Genomic DNA, 25009 nt, shown 5'->3' with positions numbered 1-25009 from the left:
GTGCGATGGGGGGCACGGACGGGCCGGCTGCGGGCATGCTGGGGACATGGGGTTGTGGTCCACGCAGGTCGTGCCGCGGCTGACCGACCTGTCACTGTCCAACGACGAGATCGGTCGCTTCCGCGACGTCGCGTGCACCGGCCTGCACGGCCGGGTGCTCGAGATCGGGTTCGGGAGCGGCCTCAACCTCACCCACCTGCCGCCCGAGGTGTCCTCCCTGGACGCGGTGGAGCCCTCCGAGGTCGGCTGGGCACGCTCCGCGGCGCGTCGCAGGTCCGCGACGGTGCCGATCCGCCGGGTCGGGCTGGACGGGCAGCGGCTGGAGGCGCCCGACGCGTCGTACGACGCCGCGCTGGCCACGTTCACGCTGTGCACCATCCCCGACGTGGCGGCGGCGCTCGCAGAGGTACGCCGGGTGCTGCGACCCGGCGGCACGTTCCACTTCCTCGAGCACGGCCTGGCGCCGGACCCGCGGGTGGTCCGCTGGCAGCACCGCCTCGAGCCCACCCAGCGGCGGCTGGTCGGCGGCTGCCACCTGACCCGGGACGTACCGGCCCTCCTCGAGGCGGCGGGGCTCGAGGTCGTCGAGCTGCGTCAGGAGTACCTGCCCGGACCGGCCGTCTCCCGGCCGTGGACCTACGGGTTCCTCGGGACCGCGAGGCGCCCGGAGTAGGTTCGCCGGCGTGAGCGAGACCGACAACTCCGACCGGGCCCTCGCGGCCGCCGAGGCGCTGGGCCTGGACTTCACCGTCACGCGGCACGGGCCGGTGCGGTCGCTGGAGGAGGCCGCCGCCGCCCGTGGCGTGAGCCCGCGCCAGGTCATCAAGACCATGGTGGTGCGGGTGGCCGAGGGTGACCACCGCTTCGTCCTGGTCCCGGGCGACCGCGAGATCGCGTGGCCGAAGCTGCGGGCCCTGCTCGGGGTCAACCGCCTCTCGATGCCGAGCGCCGACGCGGCGTACGACGTCACCGGCTACGTGCGCGGCACGATCACCCCGCTGGGCAGCACCACCCCCCTGCCGGTGATCGCCGACGAGGCCGTGACCGGGACGGTGAGCCTCGGCGGTGGCGCGCACGGCGTGGCCCTGACCGTCGACGCGGCCGAGCTGGTGGCCGCGCTCGACGCGACGGTGGCGGACGTCACCGACCCCGTGTCGTGACACCGCTCGGGCGCCCCCACGACCGGGGTGCGCCCGAGCGGACCGTGCTCAGAGGTACTGACCGGTGTTGGAGACGGTGTCGATGGAGCGGCCCGGCTCGGTGCCCTGCTTGCCGGTGATGAGCGTGCGGATGAAGACGATCCGCTCGCCCTTCTTGCCGGAGATGCGGGCCCAGTCGTCCGGGTTGGTCGTGTTGGGCAGGTCCTCGTTCTCCTTGAACTCGTCCACGCAGGCCTGGAGCAGGTGCGAGACCCGCAGCCCGTGCTGGTCGTGCTCGAGGAAGTCCTTGATCGCCATCTTCTTGGCCCGGTCGACGATGTTCTGGATCATCGCGCCCGAGTTGAAGTCCTTGAAGTACAGGACCTCCTTGTCGCCGTTGGCGTAGGTGACCTCGAGGAAGCGGTTCTCCTCGGTCTCGGTGTACATCCGCTCGACCGTGGCCCGGATCATCCCGGCCACGCAGGCCTCCCGGGACCCCCCGAACTCGGCGAGGTCGTCGGCGTGCAGGGGCAGCGTGGTGGTGAGGTACTTGCTGAAGATGTCGCGGGCCGACTCGGCGTCGGGGCGCTCGATCTTGATCTTCACGTCCAGGCGGCCGGGCCGCAGGATCGCCGGGTCGATCATGTCCTCGCGGTTCGAGGCGCCGATCACCAGGACGTTCTCCAGCAGCTCGACGCCGTCGATCTCGCTGAGCAGCTGCGGGACGATGGTGTTCTCCACGTCGGAGGAGACACCGGAGCCGCGGGTGCGGAACAGGGAGTCCATCTCGTCGAAGAACACGATGACGGGGGTGCCGCCGCTGGCCTTCTCGCGGGCCCGCTGGAACACCAGCCGGATGTGACGCTCGGTCTCCCCGACGTACTTGTTCAGCAGCTCGGGGCCCTTGATGTTGAGGAAGTAGGACTTCCCCTCCTGGCCGGTCTTCGCCGCGACCTTCTTGGCCAGCGAGTTGGCGACCGCCTTCGCGATCAGCGTCTTGCCGCAGCCGGGCGGACCGTAGAGGAGCACGCCCTTCGGGGGCTTGAGCTGGTGCTCCTTGAACAGATCGGGGTGCAGGTAGGGGAGCTCGACGGCGTCGCGGATCTGCTCGATCTGGTTGCCGAGGCCACCGATCGACTCGTAGGCGATGTCCGGGACCTCCTCGAGGACGAGCTCCTCGACCTCGGACTTGGGCACCTTCTCGTAGACGTAGCCCGCGCGGGAGTCCAGCAGCAGGGAGTCGCCGGCCCGGATGGTCTCGCCGCGCAGCGGCTCGGCGAGGCGCACCACGCGCTCCTCGTCGGCGTTGGCGATCACCAGGGCCCGGTCGCCGTCGGCGAGGAGCTCCTTGAACATCACGACCTCGCCGACCTGCTCGAAGTCGAAGGCGGCCACGACGTTCAGGGCCTCGTTGAGCATGACCTCCTGGCCGCGCTGCAACGAGTCCAGGTCGACCGACGGGCTCGCGTTCACGCGGAGCTTGCGCCCGCCCGTGAACACGTCGACGGAGTCGTCCTCGTTGCGCGCGAGGAAGGTGCCGAAGCCGGCGGGCGGTTGCGCGAGCCGGTCGACCTCCTCCTTGAGCTTCATGATCTGGTCACGCGCTTCACGCAGGGTCTGGGCGAGACGCTCGTTCTGCGACGTCATGCCCGCCAGCGAGCGCTGCGCGTCGGCGAGCCGGAGCTCGAGACCGCGCGAGTGAGCCGGTGCGTCCGTCAGCCGGCGGCGGAGATCAACGACCTCGGCCTCCAGGAAGCGCACCTGGTTCGCGAGCTCGTCGGGGCTGCGGCCACCCGTGCTGGAAACGCCTTCCGTGTTCGACATCAGCGTCACCTCCTGTGGTTGCGACCCTACCCGCGAGAGCGACGGACGGAAGAGGAAGACCACGGGTGTTGGTCACGATTTCGCGACGACCGGGGCACGGGAACGCGTGCGGTTTGGTCACCAACCGCATGCCCCCGACCCGAATCGATGCGGTTGGGGACCAATCCGCATCGTCCTGGGTCGGCGGCTGCGGATCCCCGCAGGTGCCTGCGGTTTGGTCACCAACCGCATGTCCCTGGCTCGATTCGATGCGGTTGGGGACCAATCCGCATCGTCCTGGTTCGGCGGCTGCGGATCCCCGCAGGTGCCTGCGGTTTGGTCACCAACCGCATGTCCCCGACCCGAATCGATGCGGTTGGGGACCAATCCGCACCTCTCTCACTCCGCCGGGTCGGTCGGCACCCCGGCAGGACGGGGGCCGGTGTAGTCGGGCCCGTACGCACCGGGCGCGGGCCGCCGCTTCTTCAGGGGCGGCTTCTGGCCGGGGGCCATCCGGCGGGCGGTGACGAGGAACGCCGTGTGCCCGATCATCTTGTGGCCGGGGCGCACCGCGAGCCCCTCGACGTGCCAGTCGCGGACCAGCGACTCCCACGCCTGCGGCTCGGTGAAGCCGCCGTGCACGCGCACCGTCTCCACGAAGCGGGAGAGCTGGGTCGTGGTGGCGACGTACGCGCAGACGATGCCACCGGGCCGGAGGGCGTCGGCGGTGGCGTCGAGGCACTCCCACGGGGCGAGCATGTCGAGGATGACGCGGTCGACCCGCTCCCCCGACGCCGGCAGCGCCTCGGCGAGGTCGCCGAGGGTGAGCGTCCAGGCGGGGTGGGTCTGCCCCTCGGGGGCGCCGAAGAACTGGCCCACGTTGCGGCGGGCGACGTCGGCGAACTCCTCGCGACGCTCGTACGACGACACCCGGCCCCACGGCCCAACCGCGCGCAGCAGGGAGCAGGTGAGCGCACCCGAGCCGACGCCGGCCTCGACGACGTGGGCGCCGGGGAAGATGTCGGCCATCGCCACGATCTGGGCGGCGTCCTTGGGGTAGACGACGGCGGCGCCGCGCGGCATCGAGACGACGAACTCCGAGAGCAACGGCCGGAAGACGAGGTACTCCCCGCCCGCCGACGAGGTGACCGTGAAGCCTTCCTCACGGCCGATGAGCTCGTCGTGGTCGAAGTGTCCGCGGTTGGAGAAGAACCGCTTGCCGGGCTCGAGGCAGATGTTGTGGCGGCGGCCCTTCTGGTCGGTGAGGCGGACCCACTCGCCCTCGCGCAGCGGCCCCCGGTGCACCCCTGACCAGGCCTCCTGGGGCACGTCGGGGGCGTCGGAGACGGCGGGGCCGGTCTCCTCGTTCGGGCTGCTCGGCACCACGTCGGACATGGGCCGAACCCTACGAGACGCGACCGCCGCGAGCGTCAGTGGGCGGAGGCCCGGAACGCCCGGTCGACGTCGGACGTCGCGAGCACCCCGAAGATGCTGCCGTCCTCCTCGAGGAGGAGGTACTCCGCTGCGGGGGTGCGGGTCAGGGCGAGGATGAGCTCCTCGCCGCTGAGGGTGGCCGGGAGCGAGAGCCCGTCGCCCAGCGTCCGGGCCACGGTGGACACGGCGACCCAGGGTCGCCGCTCCTCGGGGGTGGCGACCAGCGCGGCCTCGTTGACGACGCCGACGGGGTGCCCGCTGCCGGTGACGGTGACGATGCTGCCGGCCTCGGCCTCCTGGGCGCGGCGCACGGCCTCGGCGAGCGGCAGGTCGTCGGGGACGGCGAGGGTACGCCGCGCCAGGTCACGGGCCACGAGGTTCGGGAGCCGGCGGCGCAGCCTCGCCGAGGCCATCGCGGCGGTGGCCCCCGACCAGAGGAACGCGGCGATGATGAAGGCGAGGAAGTAGTCGATCGGGTCGGGGCCGCGGCCCGAGGGCAGCACGACGCTCTGGAGGAACGGCCAGGCCAGCACCGCCACCGCGGTCACCCGCCCGCCCCAGCCGGCGACGATGGTGCCCCGGTGCATGTTGCCGGTGGCACCCCAGACCGCGGACTTCAGCACCCGGCCGCCGTCCAGCGGCAGGCCGGGCACGAGGTTGAGCATGCCGACGAGGAGGTTGGCCCCGGCCAGCGCCTCGACGGCCATCCTGAGCAGCCCCTCGGGCGTGACGAACCAGAGGCCGACGGAGGCGACGCCGACGAGGACGGAGGTGATGGGGCCGACGACGGCGATCCAGAACTCCTCGCGCGGGCGTCGTGCCTCCCCCTCGATGGCGGTCATGCCGCCGAGGAAGTGCAGGGTGATCGAGGTGACCGGGAACCCGAAGTGGCGCGCCACCAGGGCGTGGGACGCCTCGTGCAGCAGCACGGAGAGGTAGAGGACCACCGCGAACGCGAGCCCGGCGACGTACTTGCCGGCCCCGAGCCCCGGCGAGACCTCCTCCACCCGCGGCGCCATCACCACTGCGATCAGGCCGGCGACCAGGAACCAGGACGAGGTGACCAGCACGTCGCTACCGGCGATGGTGCCGACCTTGAAGGTGCCGGGAGCGCGCCCGGGGCGGGGCGGCCCGTCGTCGGGCGCGGGCCGGTCCGGGGCCGGGTCGGGAACTCGTTCGGGCACGACTCGAGGCTATCCGACACCCCCTTCGGCAGGCTCGCCGCCGCAGCGCCGCAGCAGCGCCGCCACTGTCGGCGGCATCGCCTAGGGTGCGTCCCATGAGCGTGCAGCAGGACTCCCCCGCCGAGCCGATGTCGACGCCCGTCGACGGCGTGGACGTGCTGGGAGCGCTCTCCCCGAGCCGGGCCGGTGACTTCCTGACCTGTCCGCTGCTCTACCGGTTCCGCACCATCGACCGGCTGCCCGAGCCCTACTCCCCCGACGCCGTGCGCGGCACCGTGGTGCACAAGGTCCTCGAGGACCTCTTCGACCTCCCGGCCCCCTCGCGCACCCCCGACACGGCGCGGGACATGCTGGTGCCGGCCTGGGAGAGCCTGCTCGAGGCGGAGCCTGGGCTCGCGGAGATGTTCGTCGGGGAGGCCGACGGCTCCGGGGCCGACGTGGCCTCGTGGCTGACCTCGTGCCGGGTCGTGCTCGACCGCTACTTCACCCTCGAGGACCCCACCCGCCTCGAGCCGGCGGAGCGGGAGCTGTACGTCGAGGCCCTCCTCGACTCGCGGCTGCTGCTGCGCGGCTTCGTGGACCGCATCGACGTCGCGCCCGACGGTGCGATCCGGGTCGTGGACTACAAGACCGGCCGTGCCCCGGGCGAGATGTTCGAGGCCAAGGCGCTGTTCCAGATGAAGTTCTACGCGCTGGTCATCTGGCGCACCCGTGGCGTGGTGCCGGCGATGCTACAGCTGGTCTATCTCGGCAGCGGCGAGATGCTGCGCTACGTGCCGGACGAGGCCGACCTGCTCGCCACCGAGCGCAAGGTCGAGGCGATCTGGCGGGCGATCCGGCTGGCCGAGGAGACCGGCGACTGGCGCCCGAGCCCCGGGAAGCTGTGCTCGTGGTGCGCCCACCAGGCGATCTGCCCGGCGTACGGCGGCACCCCGCCGGCGCTGCCGAGCAAGGACGCCCGCGACGCCGCGGCCCCCGGCCAGGACCACGAGATCCCGGTCCTCCCGGTGCCGACCGGCGACTGAGCGGCGCCGGCCGGGTCAGAGCCCGCTGCGCTCCGCCCAGACCGCCGCCTGGGTGCGGTCGGTGACGCCGATGCGGGTCCGGACCATCCTGAACGACCGGTCGGCGTCCTTGGCCCGGACCGAGCCCCTGGCGGACACGTCGTCGTGGCGGAAGCGCCAGTCCCAGACGTCCTCGTCGTCGCTCCACACGACGCCCGTCGCCTCGAAGCGGTCGTCGCCGTACGGCTCGACCCTCAGCTTGACCGTCGCTGAGTCGCTGCACGGGTCCTTGTCCTTCGCGGTCCCGCCATCACCCGCGACGGCACAGGGCGCCGTGACGAGGGCCGCTGCGCCCAGCACGAGGCTGAGCACGATGGCGGGACCGCGTCGGAACATCAGAGCTGCCTCCTGGAACGTGAGGAGGCGGCGTCGAACCCCCGAGGGGTCAAGGGTGGGGCGCACGGGGTGCATGTTGCCATTGGCCGGTGGTACTAGGACCGGTGACTAGTCCCTGATGGCCCGCCCGGCGGCGAACAGCCGGACGAGATCGGCGCCGGCCAGGGTGTCCGCGAACACCCGGCGCTCCCCCTCGAGCACCGGCACGTGGTTGGGGACCACCAGGACGGTGCACCCCGCAGCGGCCGCCGACCGGGCTCCCGTGTTCGAGTCCTCCACCGCCAGGCAGCGGGCAGGGTCGACCCCCAGCAGCGCCGCGGCCTTCAGGTAGGGCTCGGGATGGGGCTTGCCGCGGGTCACGGCGTCACCGGTGACGATGGCGGCGAACGTCGTGTCCGGCAACGCCTGCAGGATCGGTGCGACGAAGCGTCGGTAGGACATCGTCACGAGCGCGCACGGCACCTCCTGCTCACCCAGCTCGGCGAGCAACTCCACCGCGCCGGGACGCCAGGGCACCTGGTCGACCACGCGCTCCACCACGCCGTCGAGGAGCTCCTCGACGATCTGCGAGGGCTCCACGTCGATGCCCATGTGCTCGCGGATGTAGCGGCCGGACTCGATCAGGTCGTTGCCGACCAGGTTCAGGGCGTGCTGGTGGCTCCACGTGCCGCCGTACCTCGCCGCGATCTCGTACTCGACCTCGATCCAGTACGGCTCGGTGTCGACCAGGGTCCCGTCCATGTCCCACAGGACGGCGTCCGGTCGGTGGGTGTCGTGCACGTGCTCAGTCCTCGGGGTCGTAACCCAGGTTCGGGGACAGCCAGCGCTCTGCCTCCGCGAGCGTCCAGCCCTTGCGCCTCGCGTAGTCGGCGACCTGGTCGCGGCCCAGCCTACCGACCACGAAGTACTGCGCCTGCGGGTGGGAGAAGTACCAGCCGGAGACCGCGGCACCCGGCCACATCGCCATGCTCTCGGTGAGCTCGATCCCCGTGCTCGCCCGGACGTCGAGGAGCTGCCAGAGCGTCTGCTTCTCGGTGTGCTCGGGGCAGGCGGGGTAACCCGGTGCGGGACGGATGCCGTGGTACTTCTCGGCGATCAGGTCCTCGTTGTCGAGCTGCTCGTCGGGCTCGTGCCCCCAGAACTCCGTGCGCACCCGCTGGTGCAGCCGCTCGGCGAAAGCCTCGGCGAGCCGGTCCGCCAGCGCCTCGAGCATGATCGCCGAGTAGTCGTCGGACTCCTTCTTGAACGCGAGGATCCGGTCCCCCGCGCCCAGGCCGGCAGTCACCGCGAACGCACCCACGTGGTCGGGCAGTCCGGTCTCGCGGGGCGCCACGAAGTCGCCGAGCGACCGGTTCGGCACACCTTCGCGGTGCTCGCCCTGCTGGCGCAGGTTGTGCAGCGTGGTCAGCACCTCGCTGCGGGACTCGTCGGTGTAGAGCTCGATGTCGTCGCCGACCGCGCTGGCCGGGAAGAAGCCGAACACGCCGCGCGCGGTCAGCCACTTCTCCGCCACGATCCGGTCCAGCATGGCCTGCGCGTCGTCGTACAGGCTGCGCGCGGTCTCGGCGGTCGCCGGGTTGTTCAGGATGTCGGGGAACTTGCCCTTCATCTCCCAGGCGTTGAAGAACGGCTGCCAGTCGATGTACTCCCGCAGCTCGGCGAGGTCGTAGTCCTCCAGGACGTGCACGCCGGGGCTGCGCGGCGCCGGCGGCTGGTAGCCGTCCCAGCTGATCGGGGTGCGGTTGGCGCGCGCCTGCTCCAGCGTGATCATCGGCCGGTCGTGCTTGGTGGCGTGCCGGGCCCGCAGCGAGTCGTAGTCGGCCTTGATGTCGGCGAGCAGCTGCGGACGCTGCGCGTCGCTGAGCAGCGCGGCCAGGGTGGGGACGGACCGCGAGGCGTCCTTGACCCATACCACCGCGCCGTCGTACTTCTGGTCGACCTTGACGGCGGTGTGGGCACGGGAGGTCGTGGCACCGCCGATCATCAGCGGGATCTCGAAGCCCCGGCGCTGCATCTCGGAGGCGACGTTGACCATCTCGTCGAGCGACGGCGTGATCAGCCCCGACAGGCCCACGGCGTCCGCGCCGATCTCCACGGCGGTGTCGAGGATCTTCTGGGCCGGGACCATCACCCCGAGGTCGACGACCTCGTAGTTGTTGCACTGGAGCACGACGCCGACGATGTTCTTGCCGATGTCGTGGACGTCGCCCTTGACCGTGGCCATCACGATGGTGCCGTTGGTCTCCTTCGCGGTGGCGTACTCCGGGTTGTCGAGCTTCTCCTGCTCGATGAACGGGATCAGGTAGCCGACCGCCTTCTTCATCACCCGGGCCGACTTCACCACCTGCGGCAGGAACATCTTGCCGGCGCCGAACAGGTCGCCGACGACGTTCATCCCGTCCATGAGCGGGCCCTCGATGACCTCGATGGGCCGGCCCCCGCGCTCGGCGATGGCGGCGCGGAGCTCCTCGGTGTCGCTCTCGACGTGCGCGTCGAGGCCCTTCACCAGGGCGTGCGTGATCCGCTCGCCGACGGGCAGGCTGCGCCACTCCTCGGCGGCCGCCTCCTGCGCCTCGCCGGCGCGGTTGTGCTCCTCGGCGATCTCCAGCAGCCGCTCGGCCGCGTCGGGGCGCCGGTTGAGGACGACGTCCTCGATCCGGGTGCGCAGCTCCGGCTCGACCTCGTCGTAGACCGCCAGCGCGCCGGCGTTGACGATGCCCATGTCCAGCCCCGCCTCGATGGCGTGGAACAGGAACACCGCGTGGATGGCCTCGCGCACCGGGTTGTTGCCCCGGAACGAGAAGCTCACGTTGGAGATGCCGCCGCTGACCAGTGCCCCGGGGAGGTTCTCCTTGATCCAGCGGGTGGCCTCGATGAAGTCCAGGCCGTACGACGCGTGCTCCTCGATGCCCGTGGCCACCGCGAAGACGTTGGGGTCGAAGATGATGTCCTCGGCCGGGAAGCCCACCTGCTCGGTGAGGATCCGGTACGCGCGCTGGCAGATCGCCTTGCGCCGCTCGAGGTTGTCGGCCTGACCGTCCTCGTCGAAGGCCATCACGACGGCGGCGGCGCCGTACTTGCGGCACAGGGACGCCTGCTCGACGAACTTCTCCTCGCCCTCCTTGAGGGAGATCGAGTTGACGATGGGCTTGCCCTGGACGCAGCGCAGTCCGGCCTCGATGACCTCCCACTTCGAGGAGTCGACCATGACCGGGACCCGGCTGATGTCGGGCTCGCTGGCGACCAGCTTGAGGAACCGGTCCATCGCGGCGACGCCGTCGATCATCCCCTCGTCCATGTTGACGTCGATGACCTGGGCGCCGTTCTCGACCTGCTGGGCCGCCACCGTGAGGCCGGTGTCGTAGTCACCGGCCTTGATCAGGTTGCGGAACCGCGCCGAGCCGGTGATGTTGGTGCGCTCACCGACGTTGACGAAGAGGCTGTCGGAGGTGATCGTGAGCGGCTCGAGACCGGCGAGGTGCATGCCGGGACGGTGCTCGGCCGGCACCCGCGGCGCCGCGCCCCGAGCCGCCTCGGCGATCGCCTCGATGTGGGCGGGGGTGGTGCCGCAGCAGCCGCCCAGGATGTTGACCAGGCCGCTCGTGGCGAACTCGCCGACGACGGCCGCCATCTGCTCGGGGGACTCGTCGTACTCGCCGAAGGCGTTCGGGAGGCCGGCGTTGGGGTGGCTGGAGACGAAGGTGTCGGCGAGCCGGGAGAGCTCGGCGACGTAGGGACGCATCTCGGCGGCGCCGAGCGCGCAGTTGAGCCCGACGGCGAGCGGCTTCACGTGGCGCACCGAGGTCCAGAAGGCCTCGGTCACCTGGCCGGAGAGGGTGCGTCCGGACGCGTCGGTGATGGTCCCCGACATCAGGACCGGCCAGCGTCGACCGTGCTCCTCGAAGAGCGTCTCGAGCGCGAAGATCGCGGCCTTCGCGTTGAGGGTGTCGAAGATCGTCTCCACCAGGAGCAGGTCCGCTCCCCCGTCGACGAGACCGCGGGCCTGCTCGAGGTAGGCAGCGACGAGCTCCTCGTAGGAGACGTTGCGGGCGCCGGGGTCGTTGACGTCCGGCGAGATGGAGGCGGTGCGGTTGGTCGGACCCAGGGAGCCGGCGACGAAGCGGGGCCGCTCGTCGGTGGCCACCGCGTCGCAGGCCTCGCGGGCGATCCGGGCGCCGGCGAGGTTGATCTCGTAGGCGAGGTCCTGCATCCCATAGTCGGCCTGGGCGATCGACGTCGCGGTGAACGTGTTGGTCTCGACGATGTCGGCGCCGGCGAGGAGGTACTCCCGGTGGATGGACCTGATCATGTCGGGCTGGGTCAGGTTGAGCAGGTCGCTGTTGCCCTTGACGTCCGAGTCCCAGTCGGCGAACCGCTCGCCGCGGAACTCCGCCTCACCGGGCTCGTGGCCCTGGATCAGCGTCCCCATGGCGCCGTCGAGGAGGAGGATCCGCTCGCGCAGCAGCGCGGTCAGCGCCTCGGTCGCGTCCGGGCGCAGCGAGGGTGATGCCTGTGCCGATGTCGGGGGCAACCTGACTCCTCTCGTGGGCGGCGGCCAGGCGCTCCCCGGCTGCCGGTCCAGCCTAGGAAGGCCGTCCACGTCGTGGACAGCATGTTCACATGCTGGGTCCCCCACATCGTGGCACCGCCCACGGGGGACGACGAAATCCCCGATGGGAGGTACCGGCGCGCATCGACCACGTCGGACGGGCCCGGGTGACTAGGCTGGCAGGGTGATCGAGATCGACGAGGCACCCGACCTGATCGACCCCGTGGTGATCGCGGCCTTCGAGGGCTGGAACGACGCGGCCGAGGCCGCCTCGTCCGTCGTTGACCACCTGATCAAGGTCTGGGGTGCCCGCATCGTGGGGGCGATCGACCCGGAGGACTTCTACGACTTCCAGGTCAACCGGCCGGAGGTCGGGACCGACGAGCTCGGGCACCGCCGCATCACCTGGCCGAGCACCCAGATCGCGATCGCCTCTCCTCCCGACCTCGACCGCGACATCATCCTGGTCCGCGGGATCGAGCCGAACATGCGCTGGCGCCAGTTCTGCGCCGAGCTGCTCGCCGCCTGCGACGAGCTCGGCGGACAGCTCGTGGTCACCCTCGGCGCGCTGCTCGCCGACACGCCGCACACGCGCCCGATCCCGGTCACCGGCACGGCCACCGAGCCGGAGCTGGTCGACCGGCTCAAGCTCGAGCAGTCGACCTACGAGGGCCCGACCGGGATCGTGGGCGTCTTCCAGGACGCGTGCGTGAAGCTGGACATGCCGGCGATGTCGTACTGGGCCGCCGTCCCCCACTACGTCGCGCAGCCGCCGTGCCCCAAGGCGACGCTGGCGCTGATCGGCCAGCTGGAGGACCTGCTCGAGGTGAGCATCCCGCTCGGCGACCTCCCCGAGGACGCCCGCGCCTGGGAACGGGGCGTCGACGAGCTCGCCGAGGAGGACGAGGACGTCGCCGACTACGTCCGTGCCCTGGAGGAGACCCGGGACACCACCGACCTGCCGGAGGCCTCCGGCGAGGCCATCGCGCGCGAGTTCGAGCGCTACCTCAAGCGCCGGGGCGACGAGACCGAGGGCTGAGCGGCCGGCTCAGCGCCCGACCCAGAGCGAGATCCCGAGCGCGGCGTCGACCGCCGCGAGCATGGTCATCGCCGCGTCCGGGTCGCTGGTGTCGGCGAGGCCGTCGGTCCCGAGGGTCTCGGAGACCCACCGGTCCACGGCCGCGACCGCCCGGGGGGCGTCGAGGTCCGCGGCCAGCGCGGCCAGGACCTCCTCGACCACCGGCCGCGCGGGCGCGCCCGCACCGAGGGCGAGCGCCTGCCGCCAGCGGGCCAGGTCGTCGACGGCGGTCCAGAGCTGGTCGTCGGTCCACTCCCAGTCCGTGCGGTAGTGGTGGCGCAGCAGCGCCAGCCGGATCGCCATCGGGTCCACGTCGCTGTTGCGCAGCGCGGAGACGAAGACCAGGTTGCCGCGCGACTTCGACATCTTCTCGCCGTCGTAGGCGACCATCCCGGCGTGGGCGTACGCCTGCGCGAAGCGCGCCCCGGGCGCGGCCACCTGGGCGTGCCCGGCGCCCATCTCGTGGTGGGGGAACACCAGGTCGCTGCCGCCGCCCTGGACGTCGAAGTCGGCGCCGAGGTACTGCATCGCGATCGCGGTGCACTCGATGTGCCAGCCGGGGCGGCCGGGGCCGAACGGGCTGTCCCAGGCCGGCTCACCGGGGCGCTCGGCGCGCCACACGACGCAGTCCAGCGGGTCCTTCTTGCCCTCGCGGTCGGGGTCGCCGCCGCGCTCGGGGAAGATCCGCAGCATCTGCTCACGGTCCCAGCCGGACACCTCGCCGAAGGCGGGGTCGGCCGACACCGAGTAGTACAGGTCGTCCTCGACGCGGTAGAGCACGCCGAGCTCGTCGAGGCGCTGGATCAGCTCGATGATGATCGGGATGGCCTCGACAGCCCCGACGTAGTGCGCCGGGGGCACGACCCGCAGCGCGCTCATGTCCTGGCGGAACAGCTCGGTCTCGCGCTCGGCGAGCTCGACCCAGTCGACCTTGACCTTCTCGGCCCGCTCGAGCAGCGGGTCGTCGACGTCGGTGACGTTCTGGACGTAGGTCACCTCGTGGCCGGCGTTGCGCCAGGCCCGGTTGAGCAGGTCGAAGCCGACGTACGTCGCGGCGTGGCCGAGGTGCGTGGCGTCGTACGGCGTGATGCCGCAGACGTACAGGCGGGCAGGTCCCTGGGGGGTCGTCGTGACCAGGCGGCCGGTGGCCGTGTCGTGGACGGCGACGGGCGGACCCGGAACGGGAAGGGCGGGGATCTCCGGGGACTGCCACGATCGCATGCCCGGAAGCCTAGCCACCGCCGGTCAGAAGGGTGGCCACGGGATGGCCGGCCACTCACCGCGGGGGGCCGGCATCGACCCCTTCGCGAGCAGCCGGTCGCAGCGGCGGGCGAGCGCGTCGATCTCGGGCCCGGTCAGGTGGACGCCCAGCGCGTCGCCGAGCTCGCCGCCCAGCGCCTCGCGGACCCGCGCCACCCCGGCCGCCTCGTCCTCGCGCAGCCGCTCGCCCAGCCAGCCCCACAGGACCGTGCGCAGCTTGTGGTCGGTGTGGAAGGTGACGCCGTGGTCGACGCCGTACCGGTGTCCCCCCACCATCTCCAGGACGTGCCCGCCCTTGCGGTCGGCGTTGTTGACGACGATGTCGAAGACCGCCATCCGGCGCAGCGCCACGGAGTCCTCGTGGACCAGCGTGACGGGCTGGTCGTGCCCGTCGAGCCCGTCGAACACGCGCAGGTACCCCGGGGGGATCCGGCCCTCGGGGACGAGCGTGACGGCCTCCTGCGACTCGTCGGGCTCCTGCCAGCGCTGGACCATGCCCAGGCCGTGCGGTCCCTCGCGCAGCCACGTCTCGGGCACGACGTCCCAGCCGGTGGCCCGGGAGACGAGGTACGCCGCGACCTCGCGGTCGGCGAGCGAGCCGTCGGGGAAGTCCCACAGCGGCCGCTCCCCCGCCACCGGCTTGTAGACGACGCGGACGTCGCCGATCTGCCCCACGAACGTGGCGTTCGACGCGGGCATGATCCGGCCGTGGAGGACCAGCTCGTCCTCCACCAGGTCGATCACGGGTCGCGGCGGCGGAACCCGTTGGCCCGGACGCACAGGTGGCCGTCGGGATCGATCGGGTTGCCGCAGAAGGGACAGCTGGGCCGCCCGGCCTCCAGCACCTGCTCCGCGCGCTTGACGAACGCGCGCGCGGTGCCGGCGGGGATGCGGACGAGGAAGATCTCCTCCGGCTCGGGCTCCTCGACGTCCTCGTCCACCTGCTCGGGCGAGAGCACCGCGGCCTCGGTGTAGGGGAAGACCTCGATGACCACCCGCTCGTCAGAGGGGTCCCACGAGAGCGTCATGGTGCCCGCGCGGAACTCCTCCTCGATCGGCTGCTCGAGCGGGTCGGCGTCGTCGAGACCGAGCGGCGCGACGGCGGGGATCATCGCCTCGTTGAGCTCGCTGGCCATCACCTCGTCGAGCAGCTCGTCGATGCGCTCGGCGAGCGCCGCCACCTGCTGCTTCTCCAGCGCGACGCTGACCAGCCGTGCTCCGGAGCGCGCCTGGAGGAAGAAGGTGCGGGAGCCGGGCGGGCCGACGGTGCCCGCGACGAACCGCTCCGGCGGGTCGAATCCGTGGACGAGGGGTGCCATGGGAACACCCTAGGGTGTGGCTCCAGCCCGGCCTTCAGGCCCGCGGGGGAAGGGAGGCGGGACCGGCTCCGCCGCCCACCGCGGCGTCGGCCGACCGACGGCTCCTGCGGCCGGGCCTCGGGGCCAGCCAGGACAGGTCCCCCTCGTGGGTGTTGGTCGCCAGCACGTAGGGACGCGCCGGGGTGTAGCGGATGATCGAGATCGAGGCCGGGTCCACGTTGATGCGCTGGAACAGGTCGAGGTGCATGCCCAGCGCGTCGGCCAGCACCGACTTGATGATGTCCCCGTGGCTCACCGCGACCCACACCGCCGCGGCGCCGTGCGCGGACTCGAGGGCGGCGTCGTGACGGCGTACGGCGGCCACCGCGCGCGCCTGCATCGCGCCCAGCGACTCGCCACCCGGGAAGGCGGCCGCCGAGGGCTGCGACTGCACCGTGGCCCAGAGCTTCTCCTTCGCCAGGTCCTTGAGGGACCTGCCCTGCCACTCCCCGTAGTCGCACTCGGTGATGCCGCGCTCGGTCGCCACGGTGAGCGGGCCGGCCTGCGCGCCCATGATCGCCTTGGCGGTCTGCCGGCAGCGCTCGAGCGGGCTGCTCACGACCGCGGCCAGCGGCACCCCCGCCAGTCGGTCGGCCGCGCGGGCGGCCTGCCCGTGGCCGGTCTCGTCGAGCTTCACGCCCGCGGTGCGCCCGGCCAGCACGCCCGTCGCGTTCGCGGTCGTCCGGCCGTGTCGCACCAGGATCACGGTTGCCATGTCGTGGAGCGTAGTGGGGCTAGGGTCGGCCCGTGATCGTCGACAGCGCGCTGTACCGCAGCGGGAGCCGTGTCGAGGTGGACTGCGGTCGTGAGGACCTGCACGAGCTGCGCTCCCGGGTGACGGGCGAGGGGGACTTCGTCTGGGTGGGCCTGCACGAGCCGACCGAGGCCGAGCTCGAGGACGTCGCCATCGCCTTCGGCCTGCACCCGCTGGCCGTCGAGGACGCCTTCAAGGCCCACCAGCGCCCCAAGCTGGAGCGGTACGACGACACGCTGTTCCTGATCCTCAAGACGCTCTGGTACGTCGACGAGGACGACGCGGTCGAGACCGGCGAGGTCAACCTCTTCATCGGCAAGGACTTCATCGTCACCGTCCGGCACGGCTACGGGTCGGACCTGCACGGTGCCCGGAACTACCTCGAGTCCGAGGAGGCCGTGCTCACCCACGGCCCCGCCGCGGTGGTGTACGCCGTCTGCGACACCGTCGTCGACGGCTACACGGCCGTCGTCGGCGAGCTCGAGATCGACGTCGACGAGATCGAGGAGTCGGTCTTCTCCCCCGCGCGCACCAACGACTCGGTGCGGATCTACACCCTCAAGCGGGAGATCGCGGAGGTGCGCCGCGCGGTGCTGCCGCTGCGCGAGCCCATGCGCCGCTTCGCGAGCGGGTCGGTGCCGGGCATCCACGAGGAGGCGGCCCCGTTCTTCCGGGACGTCGCCGACCACCTCGTCCGGGCCGCGGAGGTGGTCGACAGCCTCGACAGCCTGCTGTCGACGGCGTTCGACGCCCACCTGGCGCGGATCTCGGTGCAACAGAACGAGGACATGCGCAAGATCTCCGCGGGGGTCGCGCTGGTCGCGGCTCCCACGCTCATCGCCGGCGTCTACGGCATGAACTTCCAGCACATGCCCGAGCTCGGCTGGCACCTCGGCTACGCGTTCTCCATCGCGCTGATGGTGCTGACCTCGGGCGGGCTGTGGGTGTGGTTCAAGAAGTCCGGCTGGCTCTAGGCCGGACCGCGCCGGGCAGCGCCGGCTCAGGTCGGCGACATGGCGCCGCTGCCGAGCAGGGCCAGCAGCAGCAGGCCGAGCGCGACGCGGTAGGGCACGAACCACGCGATCGAGTGGTGCGCGACGAACCGGAGCAGCCAGGCGATGGCGGCGTACGCCACCACGAACGACACGAGCGTGCCCACCAGCGTCTGGCCGATGCCGATGTCGCCGCCGAGGGCGTCCTTGAGCTCGAACAGGCCGGCCGCGAGCAGCGCGGGGATGGAGAGGAAGAAGCTGAGCCGGGTGGCGGTGACCCGGTCCAACCCGCGCAGCAGGCCGGCCGAGATGGTGGCACCGGAGCGCGAGACGCCCGGCACGAGCGAGAAGACCTGCACCAGGCCGACCACGATCGCGTCCTTCATGCCCAGCTCACGCTCGCCGCGCAGCTGTGTCGCCGAGCGCTCGGCGAACCACATCACCGCGCTCCACCCGACGAGACCGGCGGCGACGACCCAGAGCGACCTCAGGTCGCCGGTGATGAGGTCCTTGAGCAGCAGGCCGGCGATGCCGACGGGGATGGTGCCGACGATGACGTACCAGCCCATCCGGTGGTCCAGCTGGCCGCGGTACTCCGGCTTGACCAGGCCCAGGCACCAGGCGCGGATGATGTTCCAGATGTCCTTGGCGAAGTAGAGGATCACCGCGGCGATCGCGCCCATCTGGATCACGGCCGTGAAGCCGGTGACCGCCGGGTCGGAGACGTCGAGGCCGAGCATCTTCTCGACGATCGTGAGGTGGCCGGTGCTGGACACGGGGAGGAACTCGGTGAGCCCCTCCACGATGCCGAGGATCACGGCGTCGAGGTAGTTCATGCCTGGCTTTCGGATCGGGGCCCGGAGGGCGCGCAGGAGGACGGGGAGACGGGTCGGCCACGCGGCCGCCGACCAGAGTACGCACCGTACCGACCGGCGAGCCGCAGGCACCCCGTGCGGGCGGGGCGGCTAATTTGTCGCCATGCAGCAACGGTCCGTCGGCGCCACCGGTCTGAGGGTCTCCCGCCTCGCCCTCGGGACCATGACGTGGGGGCGTGACACCGACGAGCACGAGGCCCGTGACCAGCTGATCGCGTTCGTCGAGGCCGGCGGCACGCTCCTGGACACCGCGGCCGGGTACGGCGGCGGCGCGTCCGAGGAGCTGATCGGCAGCCTCGTGGGCGACGTGGTCCCGCGCGACGAGGTCGTCATCGCGACCAAGGCCGGCATCAGCGCCAGCCGTGGCGGTCGCCAGTACAACACCTCGCGGGGCCACCTGCTGACCAGCCTCGACGCCTCGCTGCGCCGGCTGGGTGTCGACCACGTCGACCTGTGGCAGGTGCACATCTGGTCCGACGACACCCCGCTGGAGGAGACGCTGTCGGCGCTCGACCTCGCGGTCACGTCCGGGCGCGCGTCGTACGTCGGCATCTCGAACTACACCGGGTGGCAGACCGCGCAGGCGGCCACCTGGCAACGGGCGGTGCCCGGGCGGGCCGTGCTGGCCTCAACCCAGGTGGAGTACTCCCTGCTCAACCGCGCCGTCGAGCAGGAGGTCGTCCCGGCGGCCGCCGCACTGGGCCTGGGGGTGCTGCCGTGGTCACCGCTCGGTCGGGGCGTGCTCACCGGGAAGTACCGCACCGGCACGCCGTCGGACTCCCGCGCCGCGTCCTCGCACTTCGCGAACTTCGTGAACCCCTACCTCGGCGACCGGTCCGGCCAGATCGTCGAGGCGGTCTCCCGCGCCGCCGACGGCCTCGGCTGGACCGCGCTGGAGGTCGCGCTCGCCTGGGTGCGTGACCGCCCCGGTGTCACGGCCCCGATCATCGGCGCCCGCACCGCGACCCAGCTCAAGGGCGCGCTGGGGGTCGAGGAGCTCACCCTGCCGCCGGAGATCGTCGAGGCACTCGACGACGTGTCCGGGGACTGACATGAGCGGCCACGTCCTCCGTCGCCCCCCGTCCCGCGGGGTGGAGTGGGAGTTCGACAAGGTGACGTTCTCCCGCGAGTTCCCGCGCAACGTGGTGACCAAGCTGCTGGTCGAGCGGGCCGAGCACGGCGGCTGGGAGCTGGACCGGGTCCGGATCGGGGCCGACGGCACCCGCCGGGTGGTGCTGCGGCGCAAGATCATCCGGGCGGTCCGCACCGCCTGAAGGTGCTCAGGGACGTGCGGATTGGTCCCCAACCGCATGTCCGGGGCCCGATTCGATGCGGTTGGGGACCAATCCGTGACCCGACCGAGTCGCTAGACCTGGTCGAGGAACCGGTCGAACACCCGGGCCCCGAACTCCAGCGCGTCGACCGGCACCCGCTCGTCCACGCCGTGGAAGAGCGCCGTGAAGTCGAGGTCGGCCGGCAGCCGCAGCGGCGCGAACCCGTAGGACCGCAGCCCGAGCTTGTTGAAGTGCTTGGCGTCGGTGCCGCCGCTCATCAGGTACGGCGCCACGATCGCGTCCGGGTCCTCGGCCAGCAGCGAGCGGCTCATCGCGTCGACGAGGTCGCCGTCGTACGCCGTCTCCCACGGCTGCTGGTTGGACACGTAGTCGATGCTGACGTGCTCGCCGCACAGCTCGGCGAGGGTGTCGAAGAACTCGTCCTCGAAGCCGGGCAGGAAGCGGCCGTCGACGTGGGCGGTCGCCTCGGTGGGAATCACGTTGACCTTGTAGCCGGCCCCGAGCATGGTCGGGTTGGTGGTGTTGCGCAGCACCGCGCCGAGCATGCGGGCCGCTCCCCCGAACTCCTCGACGAGCGCCTCGGCGTTCTCGGGCGTGGCCTCGGTCCCGGCGAGCTCGCCCACGGCGGCCAGCAGCGTCTTCATGGTCGGGGTCAGGCGCACCGGCCACTCGTGGGCGCCGATCCGCGCCACCGCGGAGGCGAGCTCGGTCACGGCGTTGTCGCGGTTGATCATCGAGCCGTGGCCGGCGCGACCGCGGGCCGTCAGCTTCATCCACGCCATGCCCTTCTCGGCCGCCTCGATGAGGTACATCCGGCGGCCCCGGACCGTGGCGCTGAAGCCGCCCACTTCGCCGACGGCCTCGGTGCAGGCCTCCAGCTCCTCGCGGTGATCCTCGACGAGCACCTGGGCGCCCTTGTGGCCGCCGGCCTCCTCGTCGGCGGTGAAGCACAGCACCAGTGGCCGTTCGGGGACCCGCCCGGCGCGGGCGCGGGCGCGCACCACGGAGAGCAGCATCGCGTCGAAGTCCTTCATGTCCACCGCGCCACGTCCCCACACGTAGCCGTCGCGGACCTCGCCGGAGAACGGGTCGACCTGCCAGTCCTCGGCGGCGGCCGGTACGACGTCGAGGTGACCGTGCAGCAGCAGCGCGTCCCGTCGCGGCTCAGCACCCGGGCCGAGCGAGCCACCGCCCCAGTGCGCCACGACCGAGGTCCGGCCGGGCTGGGACTCGTAGAGGCGGGACTCGATGCCCACCTCGTCGAGCAGGGTGGCGACGTACTCCGCAGCCTTGCGCTCCCCCGGCCCGTCCTCGTCCCCGTAGTTGGAGGTGTCGATGCGGATCAGGTCGCGGCACAGCTCGACGACCTCGCCCGCCGGGTCGTGGGCCCGGTCCTGCCCTGCCTGTTCGGTGTCCCCTGTGTGAGCAGCCATGGCCCCATCCTGACACCCGCGGGTGACGGCACCCGATTGAAGGATTCGGCCCGGCCTTTGCTACTGTTCCACCGCACTCGTCCGGGTGGCGGAATTGGCAGACGCGCTAGCTTGAGGTGCTAGTGCCCGTATTAGGGCGTGGGGGTTCAAGTCCCCCCTCGGACACATTGGATGGGCCCCGGTCACCGGGGCCCATCGTCATTTCCGGACACGTTCCGGGCTCGAGCACGAGCTCAACGGCTACGGCGCGTGCGACGCGACCGGCAACGCCTCGGAGTGGGCCGACTCCCGCTGGGACGCACCCGCGACCGGGGGCTCGTCCATGGACGCCCGGAGATCGGTCAAGGGGGTGTCCGGGATCTCGATGAAACCGCGCGTGGGGCGATCCAGGTCGAACGTGACGAAGAGCAGGAAGGCAACCAGACCGGCGGCGAGGAGGAGGGGCGTGAGGCCACGACCGAGCAGGCCCACATGGAGTCCCACCAGGAACATGGCGATCGCCGAGCCGATCAGCTCGAGCAGCAGCACCTCGGTCGGCACCCGGTTGCTGAGTCCGGTGACGCGCACCGTCTGCTGGTCGATCATCGTGTTCAGGCTCTCCTCGTACAGGCGGGGAGCGCTCGCCGTCGGCTCCTCCCGAACCGCCCGTACCGCCGAGGCCCAGAGCCGTCGCTGCAGTGCCGAGCCCTCGGCGATGATCGCGTCGGCGGCGTCGCCGCCCGGTTCCTCGTCGGTGAGCCGAAGCTCGACATCGGCGTACTTCACCAGCAGACGCAGGGACCGACTTCGCATGGGCTCCGACAGGGTCTGGGCGCGCAGGTACGTGGTTCCGATGGTGTTCGCGTCATCCACGACGGCGGCCCGCCGCGCTTCGTAGCGGCCGAGCGCCAGCGACAGACCGAACGCCAGGAGAAGCCCCATGAAACCCAGCAGGGCGCCCTGGAGCACGCCCGAGGACTCCCTGAGGCCGCCGTGATGCTCTTGCTCCCTCTGCCCGAGGAGCAGACCGACGACAGCCGATCCCTCCATGAGCACCAGCAGGCCCACCATGAGCAGCGCGGTGGGGACCAGGAACAGCACCACGGCAGCCTCCTCGAGGTGACCGACGACACCGGACCTCTACCCCGGTACGACCAGCGCAGGTGCTGCCGGACGTGCGCAGACTACTGCTACCAACCCCCCTGAGCGCCTCATCCCGATCGGGCGATGCCGACGCGACGACGCACCGGCGAGACTCGGAAGGTGTCGCCGGGCACGGGTGTGGCCGGCGCAGTCCGAGGCGCACGGAGGAGGCCGATGTGGACGTGGTCCCAGCCGTTCATGCCCTCGGCGCGCTCACCGTCGACCCGGTCCCGTGGGCCCGGTCGCAGATGGCCTTCACGCTCGGCTCCCACGCCTCGATCGGCACACGCGCCCGCTCGACCAGCTGGTCGACCAGTCGTCGGCCGCGACGCTCAGGGTGCCGTCGACCTGCACGGAGGCCTCCTGGCCGGCCGCTCGGACTGTGACACCGGCGGACTTGCCTGGTGAGCTCGCCCAGGTGCGGAAGCGTGCGCCGGTCAGTCCGTGGCGTACGCGAGCCAGGTGATGAACAGGAACAGGCCGATGATCGCCGCATCCAGCAGCAGCGCGAACAGGAACGCGACCATCGCGGACTCGTCGCCGTTCCCCGGTACGTGATCAGCCACCTCGTCCCTCCCTCCTGCGGGCGAGGGGACCCGCTTCCTCCTTGGTACTCCCCATCGGAGCAGGCTGCCAGCCCCAAATGGACCACGCCGCAGGCCGACGACGGTCCCGCCTCTGCGTGCATGAGGACAATCAGTGGCATGAGCACCCCATTCGTCACGCCTCGTTCGGAGTGGCTCAACGAGCCGGAGTGGCGTGTGGTGAACGATGAGCTGGAAGTCGAGGCCGTCGAGGGCAGCGATCTGTGGCGGCACACCAGCTACGGCTTCGTCCGGGACTCCGGCCACGCCCTGCTCCAGCCCGTCGGTCCCGGTCAGGCCTGTGAGGTCGACGTCCTCGCCACCATGTCCGAGCAGTTCGACCAAGCCGGCCTGCTGGTCCGGGCGGACGAGTCCAGGTGGCTCAAGGCCGGACTGGAGCTGGCAGACGGCCACCTGGGTCTCAGCACCGTCTTCACCGACGGCAGGTCGGACTGGTCGACCAGTCCGGTCGACGAGTGGGTGGGCGCGTGGGTGCGCATCCGCATCAGCGTGGGGCCGGACAGTCTCATCGTCAGAGCGCGACCTGAGGGCGGCGAGTGGCGGCTGGTGCGACTCGTCCCCTTCGCCACCGCTCGCGCGATCCGGGTCGGGCCCTACTGCTGCGCCCCCGGTCGGGCGGGCTACGTCGCCCGCTTCCGGGACCTGACGCTCGCTTCGGCGGACGACTCGCTCCACTGAAGCGCGCTCCGCTGCCAGGGAGCACCGGCTTCTGTGTGGCGGGGTGGGGCCTCCCCCTCGAACACCTTGACGAAGGGCCCCATCCGATCGCTGGGGCCCTGCGCACGTCCCGGACAGGCCGGTCCCTGCACGGCCTGCGGCGTCGACCTTCCCCGGGCTCGACCCCCGGGCTCCTCCCGGGGAAGGTTGCGGGAAGCCCCCTGTCGCAGCCTCGAGGTCATCACCCGAATGACCTGGAGACCGCGATGCACGACAACGTGTCCGAGGACGTGGTCCGGGCCCTCGACCACGAGGTCCGGCGCTCCACTTCCAGCAGGACTGCTCCCGTGTCCCGACCAGCCGGGCTGCTGGGCCGGGACGGCGCGGCGGGGGCACGGGCGATGCTCCCGCTCCTCGTGGCGTACGCGCCGTTCGCGCTGATCGTGGGCGGGGCGGTGGCGGCCAGCGACAACCCGGTCGCGGCCTGGCTCTCCACGTGGACGATCTACGGCGGCGCCGCCCACCTCGTCACGCTCAGCGTGCTGGCCCAGGGTTCGGGGTGGGTCGCGGCGGTCGTGGCCGGTCTCCTCGTCCAGACCAGGTTGTCGGCGTACTCGACGGCGATGGCGCCGGACTGGGCGGCGGCCACGCTCTCGCAGCGGCTGCTGGCCGGGGTGCTGCTCACCGATGCGCCGTGGGCGCTCACCCGGACACGCGAGACCGGCCGGCGCGGCTTCTACCTCGGAGCCGGACTCACCCTCTTCGTCGCCTGGCCCGCCATGGTCACCGTCGGCGTGCTGACCGGAGACGTCCTGGGCGGTGCCCCGGCGGCCGCGCTGGTGCCGGCGCTCGTGCTCGGCTGCACGGTCGCCACCCAGCTGCGGCACCGTCCAGCGCTGGTCGCCTCGACCGCGGCAGGACTCTCCGCGGTCGTCACGGCGCCACTGTCGACGGGTGTGGCACTCGTCGCCGCCGCCGCAGCCGGCATCGTCGGAGGCCTGCTCGCCGACCCGGCGACCCGCGGCAGGCTGTTTGGGGCGGAGGCGTCATGACGGTCGCACTGGCGGTGTTCCTCGTGGGCGGCGGCAGCCTGCTGCTGCGCGTCCTCCCGCTGCTGGGCGCCGCCCGGATCCCGGACCGGGTCAGCGTCCACGCGGGCCGCGCGGGGATGGCGGTGCTCGCCGCCACGACCGTCCGCACAGTCCTCCAGCACCGGGACGACTCCCTCGCCGGCGGCTCCGTGACCGCGCCCGTCATCGCCACCATCGCCGTCGGCCTCGGGCTGTGGATCGCCTACCGCGGCCGCTCGCTGCTGGTCGCTGTGGCCGCCGGCCTCGGGGCGTACCTCACCCTCGCGACGCTCCTCGCCGCCCGGGCCTGAAAGGAGCCGACATGGCCATCGCGTGGCACCTGCACCGCCGCAACCCGTCGTGGCCGGACGACCAGCACGTGCCCGTCCGGCTCTCCGGTGGCGGCACTGTCGGCCTTCGGCCGCTGCGCCGGGGCGAGACCGGACCGCTGGAGGACGTCTTCGACGCGATGTCGCTCGACTCGAGGGCTCAGCGCTACTTCACGCCCATGACCCGCCTTCCGTCGGCGATGGCGACCGCGCTCACGGACGTCGACGGCCACCACCACGTGGCCTGGGTGGCCGTCCTCGGCGGCCGTCCGGTCGGGATCGGCCGCTACCTGCTGGACGACGCGGGGGTCGCCGAGGTCGCGTTCGAGGTCGCCGACGCCGTCCGCGGCGTCGGGATCGGCTCGATGCTGCTGGACGCGGTGACCACCGTCGCCGCAGCCCACGGCGTACGCCGGGTCCGCGCGTCGGTGCTGCCGGGGAACCATCCGTCCCGGCGGATGGTCGCCCGGCTCGGTGTCCACCTGGCACTGGCCGACGGCCTGCTGGAGGGAGACGGGCCGCTGCGGCTGCTCGACCCGCCGCGAGTGGACCGGCGTTCCGTGGTGGCCCTGGCCTGCCGCGTCGCAGCCGTCGACGACCAGGACGGTCCGTGCGAGGCCGTGAACGCGTAGCCACACCGCGGGCCCTGTGGGCCTTGGCTGTGGCGGCCCC

25 protein-coding genes and 1 tRNA gene are annotated in these 25009 nt (G+C 71.8%); 12 read left to right on the top strand and 14 right to left on the bottom strand.

What is annotated here, in order from left to right; all coding sequences use genetic code 11:
* Positions 1-46: 46 nt before the first annotated feature.
* On the top strand, positions 47-673 hold the full coding sequence (locus tag ACFO9I_RS11340; protein WP_379180824.1) for a class I SAM-dependent methyltransferase: 627 nt from the start codon (positions 47-49) through the stop codon (positions 671-673).
* Between the two features lie 10 nt (positions 674-683).
* Positions 684-1160 carry an aminoacyl-tRNA deacylase gene (locus tag ACFO9I_RS11335; RefSeq protein ID WP_379180822.1) on the top strand — a complete coding sequence of 159 codons (477 nt, stop codon included), beginning with the start codon at positions 684-686 and terminating at the stop codon, positions 1158-1160.
* A 48-nt stretch (positions 1161-1208) separates the two neighbouring features.
* Here ACFO9I_RS11335 and arc read toward each other — a convergent pair whose 3' ends face one another.
* The 3 genes from arc to ACFO9I_RS11320 all read right to left on the bottom strand — a co-directional run bounded on the left by arc (position 1209) and on the right by ACFO9I_RS11320 (position 5560).
* On the bottom strand, positions 1209-2963 hold the full coding sequence (arc, locus tag ACFO9I_RS11330; RefSeq protein ID WP_379180820.1) for a proteasome ATPase: 1755 nt from the start codon (positions 2961-2963) through the stop codon (positions 1209-1211).
* Between the two features lie 378 nt (positions 2964-3341).
* Positions 3342-4337, bottom strand: a complete 996-nt coding sequence (locus ACFO9I_RS11325; protein WP_379180818.1) for a tRNA (adenine-N1)-methyltransferase — start codon at positions 4335-4337, stop codon at positions 3342-3344.
* A 35-nt stretch (positions 4338-4372) separates the two neighbouring features.
* Complete coding sequence (locus tag ACFO9I_RS11320) at positions 4373-5560, bottom strand: site-2 protease family protein (RefSeq protein ID WP_379180816.1); 1188 nt, start codon at positions 5558-5560, stop codon at positions 4373-4375.
* Between the two features lie 95 nt (positions 5561-5655).
* Between ACFO9I_RS11320 and ACFO9I_RS11315 the strand changes: the two genes are divergently transcribed.
* On the top strand, positions 5656-6585 hold the full coding sequence (locus tag ACFO9I_RS11315) for a RecB family exonuclease (RefSeq protein WP_379180814.1): 930 nt from the start codon (positions 5656-5658) through the stop codon (positions 6583-6585).
* Between the two features lie 15 nt (positions 6586-6600).
* Here the strand turns inward: ACFO9I_RS11315 and ACFO9I_RS11310 are convergent, their stop codons facing one another.
* The 3 genes from ACFO9I_RS11310 to metH form a co-directional block, all read right to left on the bottom strand.
* Positions 6601-6960: a hypothetical protein gene (locus tag ACFO9I_RS11310; RefSeq protein WP_379180812.1), complete on the bottom strand. Its 360-nt coding sequence runs from the start codon at positions 6958-6960 to the stop codon at positions 6601-6603.
* Between the two features lie 108 nt (positions 6961-7068).
* The gene (locus tag ACFO9I_RS11305; RefSeq protein ID WP_379180810.1) at positions 7069-7740 is read right to left on the bottom strand and encodes an HAD family hydrolase; all 672 of its coding nucleotides are present in this window, start codon (positions 7738-7740) and stop codon (positions 7069-7071) included.
* A gap of 4 nt (positions 7741-7744) precedes the next feature.
* Positions 7745-11491, bottom strand: coding sequence for a methionine synthase (metH, locus tag ACFO9I_RS11300; RefSeq protein WP_379180808.1), 3747 nt, complete (start codon positions 11489-11491; stop codon positions 7745-7747).
* 202 nt (positions 11492-11693) lie between these two features.
* Between metH and ACFO9I_RS11295 the strand changes: the two genes are divergently transcribed.
* A complete protein-coding gene (locus ACFO9I_RS11295; RefSeq protein WP_379180806.1) occupies positions 11694-12548 on the top strand; it encodes a PAC2 family protein in 855 nt (284 codons plus the stop codon).
* Positions 12549-12557: 9 nt separating this feature from the next.
* Here ACFO9I_RS11295 and mshC read toward each other — a convergent pair whose 3' ends face one another.
* From mshC to ACFO9I_RS11275, 4 genes are read right to left on the bottom strand one after another with little or no spacing between them, the layout of a single operon-like run.
* On the bottom strand, positions 12558-13808 hold the full coding sequence (mshC, locus tag ACFO9I_RS11290; RefSeq protein WP_379180804.1) for a cysteine--1-D-myo-inosityl 2-amino-2-deoxy-alpha-D-glucopyranoside ligase: 1251 nt from the start codon (positions 13806-13808) through the stop codon (positions 12558-12560).
* 24 nt (positions 13809-13832) lie between these two features.
* Complete coding sequence (locus ACFO9I_RS11285; RefSeq protein WP_379180802.1) at positions 13833-14591, bottom strand: SCO1664 family protein; 759 nt, start codon at positions 14589-14591, stop codon at positions 13833-13835.
* On the bottom strand, positions 14588-15166 hold the full coding sequence (locus ACFO9I_RS11280) for a DUF3090 domain-containing protein (RefSeq protein WP_379180800.1): 579 nt from the start codon (positions 15164-15166) through the stop codon (positions 14588-14590). Before ACFO9I_RS11280 ends, ACFO9I_RS11285 begins: the two co-directional genes overlap by 4 nt.
* A 34-nt stretch (positions 15167-15200) precedes the next feature.
* Positions 15201-15920 carry a histidine phosphatase family protein gene (locus ACFO9I_RS11275; RefSeq protein ID WP_379180798.1) on the bottom strand — a complete coding sequence of 240 codons (720 nt, stop codon included), beginning with the start codon at positions 15918-15920 and terminating at the stop codon, positions 15201-15203.
* A 32-nt stretch (positions 15921-15952) separates the two neighbouring features.
* On the opposite strand from ACFO9I_RS11275, the gene corA reads away from it, so the two are divergent.
* Positions 15953-16933, top strand: a complete 981-nt coding sequence (gene corA / locus ACFO9I_RS11270; RefSeq protein WP_379180796.1) for a magnesium/cobalt transporter CorA — start codon at positions 15953-15955, stop codon at positions 16931-16933.
* 26 nt (positions 16934-16959) lie between these two features.
* Here the strand turns inward: corA and ACFO9I_RS11265 are convergent, their stop codons facing one another.
* On the bottom strand, positions 16960-17787 hold the full coding sequence (locus tag ACFO9I_RS11265; protein WP_379180794.1) for an undecaprenyl-diphosphate phosphatase: 828 nt from the start codon (positions 17785-17787) through the stop codon (positions 16960-16962).
* Positions 17788-17929: 142 nt separating this feature from the next.
* On the opposite strand from ACFO9I_RS11265, the gene ACFO9I_RS11260 reads away from it, so the two are divergent.
* Positions 17930-18877: an aldo/keto reductase gene (locus ACFO9I_RS11260; protein WP_379180792.1), complete on the top strand. Its 948-nt coding sequence runs from the start codon at positions 17930-17932 to the stop codon at positions 18875-18877.
* 1 nt (position 18878) lies between these two features.
* The gene (locus tag ACFO9I_RS11255) at positions 18879-19100 is read left to right on the top strand and encodes a DUF5703 family protein (RefSeq protein ID WP_379180790.1); all 222 of its coding nucleotides are present in this window, start codon (positions 18879-18881) and stop codon (positions 19098-19100) included.
* Between the two features lie 92 nt (positions 19101-19192).
* On the opposite strand, the gene ACFO9I_RS11250 is transcribed toward ACFO9I_RS11255, so the two are convergent.
* Positions 19193-20554 (bottom strand): M20/M25/M40 family metallo-hydrolase, encoded by a 1362-nt coding sequence (locus ACFO9I_RS11250; protein WP_379180788.1) that lies wholly within the window; start codon positions 20552-20554, stop codon positions 19193-19195.
* Between the two features lie 79 nt (positions 20555-20633).
* On the opposite strand from ACFO9I_RS11250, the gene ACFO9I_RS11245 reads away from it, so the two are divergent.
* A tRNA-Leu gene (locus ACFO9I_RS11245) sits at positions 20634-20719 on the top strand.
* A 75-nt stretch (positions 20720-20794) separates the two neighbouring features.
* On the opposite strand, the gene ACFO9I_RS11240 is transcribed toward ACFO9I_RS11245, so the two are convergent.
* Both ACFO9I_RS11240 and ACFO9I_RS11235 read right to left on the bottom strand, forming a co-directional pair.
* Complete coding sequence (locus ACFO9I_RS11240) at positions 20795-21637, bottom strand: hypothetical protein (protein ID WP_379180786.1); 843 nt, start codon at positions 21635-21637, stop codon at positions 20795-20797.
* Positions 21638-22113: 476 nt separating this feature from the next.
* Positions 22114-22242: a hypothetical protein gene (locus ACFO9I_RS11235; protein WP_379180784.1), complete on the bottom strand. Its 129-nt coding sequence runs from the start codon at positions 22240-22242 to the stop codon at positions 22114-22116.
* A gap of 138 nt (positions 22243-22380) precedes the next feature.
* Between ACFO9I_RS11235 and ACFO9I_RS11230 the strand changes: the two genes are divergently transcribed.
* The 4 genes from ACFO9I_RS11230 (at position 22381) to ACFO9I_RS11215 (ending at position 24969) form a co-directional block, all read left to right on the top strand.
* Complete coding sequence (locus ACFO9I_RS11230) at positions 22381-22959, top strand: DUF1349 domain-containing protein (RefSeq protein ID WP_379180782.1); 579 nt, start codon at positions 22381-22383, stop codon at positions 22957-22959.
* 245 nt (positions 22960-23204) lie between these two features.
* Positions 23205-23990, top strand: coding sequence for an AzlC family ABC transporter permease (locus ACFO9I_RS11225; protein ID WP_379180780.1), 786 nt, complete (start codon positions 23205-23207; stop codon positions 23988-23990).
* Positions 23987-24319 (top strand): AzlD domain-containing protein, encoded by a 333-nt coding sequence (locus tag ACFO9I_RS11220; protein WP_379180778.1) that lies wholly within the window; start codon positions 23987-23989, stop codon positions 24317-24319. The genes ACFO9I_RS11225 and ACFO9I_RS11220 overlap by 4 nt, the downstream gene beginning before the upstream one ends.
* Before the next feature lie 11 nt (positions 24320-24330).
* Positions 24331-24969, top strand: a complete 639-nt coding sequence (locus ACFO9I_RS11215; protein ID WP_379180776.1) for a GNAT family N-acetyltransferase — start codon at positions 24331-24333, stop codon at positions 24967-24969.
* Positions 24970-25009 lie beyond the last annotated feature (40 nt).

It is taken from the genome of Nocardioides sp. GCM10023255 (assembly GCF_042653125.1).
GTDB lineage: Bacteria > Actinomycetota > Actinomycetes > Propionibacteriales > Nocardioidaceae > Nocardioides.
This window is presented reverse-complemented; position numbering and strand designations above follow the sequence as displayed.

Coding starts and splice junctions, on each gene's coding strand:
- ACFO9I_RS11340 (WP_379180824.1), top strand. CDS start 47: ATGGGGTTGTGGTCCACGCAGGTCGTGCCGCGGCTGACCGACCTGTCA.
- arc (WP_379180820.1), bottom strand. CDS start 2,963: ATGTCGAACACGGAAGGCGTTTCCAGCACGGGTGGCCGCAGCCCCGAC.
- ACFO9I_RS11325 (WP_379180818.1), bottom strand. CDS start 4,337: ATGTCCGACGTGGTGCCGAGCAGCCCGAACGAGGAGACCGGCCCCGCC.
- ACFO9I_RS11315 (WP_379180814.1), top strand. CDS start 5,656: ATGAGCGTGCAGCAGGACTCCCCCGCCGAGCCGATGTCGACGCCCGTC.
- ACFO9I_RS11310 (WP_379180812.1), bottom strand. CDS start 6,960: ATGTTCCGACGCGGTCCCGCCATCGTGCTCAGCCTCGTGCTGGGCGCA.
- mshC (WP_379180804.1), bottom strand. CDS start 13,808: ATGCGATCGTGGCAGTCCCCGGAGATCCCCGCCCTTCCCGTTCCGGGT.
- ACFO9I_RS11280 (WP_379180800.1), bottom strand. CDS start 15,166: ATGGCACCCCTCGTCCACGGATTCGACCCGCCGGAGCGGTTCGTCGCG.
- ACFO9I_RS11275 (WP_379180798.1), bottom strand. CDS start 15,920: ATGGCAACCGTGATCCTGGTGCGACACGGCCGGACGACCGCGAACGCG.
- ACFO9I_RS11265 (WP_379180794.1), bottom strand. CDS start 17,787: ATGAACTACCTCGACGCCGTGATCCTCGGCATCGTGGAGGGGCTCACC.
- ACFO9I_RS11260 (WP_379180792.1), top strand. CDS start 17,930: ATGCAGCAACGGTCCGTCGGCGCCACCGGTCTGAGGGTCTCCCGCCTC.
- ACFO9I_RS11255 (WP_379180790.1), top strand. CDS start 18,879: ATGAGCGGCCACGTCCTCCGTCGCCCCCCGTCCCGCGGGGTGGAGTGG.
- ACFO9I_RS11250 (WP_379180788.1), bottom strand. CDS start 20,554: ATGGCTGCTCACACAGGGGACACCGAACAGGCAGGGCAGGACCGGGCC.
- ACFO9I_RS11230 (WP_379180782.1), top strand. CDS start 22,381: ATGAGCACCCCATTCGTCACGCCTCGTTCGGAGTGGCTCAACGAGCCG.
- ACFO9I_RS11225 (WP_379180780.1), top strand. CDS start 23,205: ATGCACGACAACGTGTCCGAGGACGTGGTCCGGGCCCTCGACCACGAG.
- ACFO9I_RS11220 (WP_379180778.1), top strand. CDS start 23,987: ATGACGGTCGCACTGGCGGTGTTCCTCGTGGGCGGCGGCAGCCTGCTG.
- ACFO9I_RS11215 (WP_379180776.1), top strand. CDS start 24,331: ATGGCCATCGCGTGGCACCTGCACCGCCGCAACCCGTCGTGGCCGGAC.